This is a genomic window from Agromyces sp. P1_H4 (assembly GCF_056405255.1).
Genome location: NZ_JBFUCL010000435.1, coordinates 1 through 2,612, shown reverse-complemented (window position 1 = coordinate 2,612; position 2,612 = coordinate 1). Strand labels below are relative to the sequence as shown.

3 protein-coding genes are annotated in these 2,612 nt (G+C 71.8%); all 3 read left to right on the top strand.

Annotated features, from left to right (window positions below):
* On the top strand, positions 1-561 hold a 561-nt coding region (locus AC1DY2_RS18450), incomplete at its 5' end, for a DUF6328 family protein (RefSeq protein ID WP_476763737.1).
* A gap of 10 nt (positions 562-571) precedes the next feature.
* Positions 572-1,414 (top strand): exodeoxyribonuclease III, encoded by an 843-nt coding sequence (locus AC1DY2_RS18445; protein WP_476763736.1) that lies wholly within the window; start codon positions 572-574, stop codon positions 1,412-1,414.
* Between the two features lie 92 nt (positions 1,415-1,506).
* Positions 1,507-2,612, top strand: a 1,106-nt coding sequence (locus tag AC1DY2_RS18440; RefSeq protein ID WP_476763735.1) for a serine/threonine-protein kinase, incomplete at its 3' end; no start/stop codon positions are given.

Below are 2,612 nucleotides of genomic sequence, written 5' to 3'. Positions count from 1 at the left end.
GCGTACGACGAGGACGTCGCGCCGGGCGACGGACGGAACGAGACCCCCAACGAGCGGAGCGACCGCAACTGGAACGACATCCTGCAGGAGCTCCGGGTCGCGCTGACGGGCACGCAGCTCATCGGCGGCTTCCTCCTCGCGGTCGCCTTCCAGCAGCGGTTCGAGGAGCTCGACCAGTACCAGCTCGTCCTCTACCTCGTGCTCGTCGCACTCGCGGGTCTGGCGACGATCGTGGGCCTCGCGCCGGTGACGCTGCATCGCACGCTGTTCCGGCACCAGGTGAAGGAACGCATCGTGCGCACCGGCAACCGGCTGCTCATCGCGCACCTCGCGGTGGTCGCCCTGCTGGTGCTCGGGGTCACGACCCTGATCTTCGACTTCGCGGTCTCGCGGGCCGCCGGCATCATCACCTTCGTCGTCGGCGCCATCGTGCTCGTGCTGCTCTGGCTGGTGCTGCCGCGACTGCAGGAGGCCAAGGACGGCGACGACCCCGAGGTGGTGCGTTCGGAGGCGGAGGCCGAGGCCGGGGACGAGCGCAAGGGTGTCGGCGCGCCGTCCTAGGCTTGCTTCCATGCGCATCGCCACCTGGAACGTCAACTCGATCCGCACCCGCGTCGACCGCGTCGTCGACTGGATGGTGCGTGAAGACGTCGACGTGCTCGCGATGCAGGAGATCAAGTGCAAGCCCGAGCAGTTCCCGGCGGCACAGTTCGAAGACGCCGGCTACGAGCTCGCGCTGCACGGCTTCGACCAGTGGAACGGCGTCGCGATCGCGAGCCGGTCGCCGATCGAGTCGGTCGAGACGAGCTTCCCGGGCATGCCCGGCTTCCTCAAGGGGCTCGAGGGCCCCGACCAGCCGCAGGAGGCGCGCGCCATCGGCGCCACCGTCGACGGCGTGCGGCTCTGGAGCCTCTACGTGCCCAACGGCCGATCGCTGGGCGACCCGCACTACACCTACAAGCTCGACTGGCTCGAGGCGCTCACCGAGTACACCCGCGAGCAGACCACGTCGTACCCCGAGGTGCCGTTCGCGCTCATGGGCGACTTCAACATCGCCCCGTTCGACGTCGACAACGGCGACCCGACCGTCGTGGTCGGTCGCACGACCCACGTCTCCCCTGAGGAACGCGCGGCGTTCTTCGCCCTCGAGGCGGCCGGCGTCAGCGACGTCGTGCGCGCACGGGTGCCCGAGGGGCTCTTCACCTACTGGGACTACAAGCAGCTGCGGTTCCCGCGCAACGAGGGCATGCGCATCGACTTCGTCCTCGGCTCCACGGCGTTCGCCGAGGCGGTGACGGATGCCTCGATCCACCGCAACGAGCGCAAGGGCGCGGCGCCGTCCGACCACGTGCCGGTGCTCGTCGACCTGGCGCTCGAGCCGGTCGTCGATGACTCGCCGATGATCTTCGGCTGAGGCATCCGGCGCCTTACCAGAAGCGGAGAGGCCCGGGCCACCCCGACCCTGCGTCTGGCCGACGTCCAGCCRCGAAGGCTACCCTCGATGGGGTGAGCACCACCCCGAACAGCGTGATGGACGACGCCTTCACGGGCGCCACGCTGGGCGAGCGCTACCGGCTCGAGGGCCTCATCGGTCGTGGCGGCATGGCGACGGTGTATCGCGGCGTCGACCTCTCGCTCGGCCGCCCCGTCGCGGTCAAGGTCTTCGCCRCCGAGGCGGAGGGCCTCGACGACGCGCAGCGTCGACGCTCCGAGACCGCGCTGCTCGCGAGCCTCTCGCACCGCGCCCTCGTGCGGCTCTACGACGCCTCGCGCGACCCGGCGACGGGCCGGGAGTTCCTCGTGATGGAGCTCGTCGAGGGTCGCGACCTGCGCGAGACGCTGCGACTCGGCGCGCTCGGTCCGGCGGATGCCGCGGGGCTGCTCGCCGACCTCGCCGAGGCGCTGCACGTCATCCACGATCGCGGCATCGTGCACCGCGACGTGAAGCCCGCGAACGTGCTCCTCGAGCCGGCGCACCTGCCGAGCCGCACGTGGAACGCGAAGCTCGCCGACTTCGGCATCGCCCGTCTCATCGACGACGCACGCATCACCCGCGCGGGCCTGCTCGTCGGCACGCCCGGCTACCTCAGCCCCGAGCAGGTGACAGGTCAGCCTCCGTCTCCGGCGAGCGACGTCTACTCCCTGGGCCTCCTCGTGCTCGAGGCGCGCACCGGCGAGACGCCCTTCCCAGGGCCCGCCGTCGAGTCGGCCGGCGCCCGGCTCACGCGCGATCCCGACATCCCGGCCGCCCTGGGGGACGACTGGGTCGCACTGCTCGGGGCGATGACCGCCCGCGAACCGGGTGACCGTCCGAGCGCGCTCGATGTCGCGGTCGTGGCCAGCACGCTGGACACGACGCCGGTCACCGACGCGGATGCCACGGCGGCGACGATCGCGTTCACCCAGGTCGCCGAGCAGCCGACTGAGGCGATGCCCGCGAGTGCGGCTCCGGCCCCTGCGGCGTCCGCGGCCGAGGCCCCGGCGCCCGCGCTCGCCGGGGACGAGACCGCAGCCACCCGGGTTTTGCCAGCTCCCGACCGCTCGTTCTTCGCGATGCCCGGCGCCGCTGCCGCCGGAGCGAGCGCGCCCGCACCCGAAGCACGGTCGAGCGC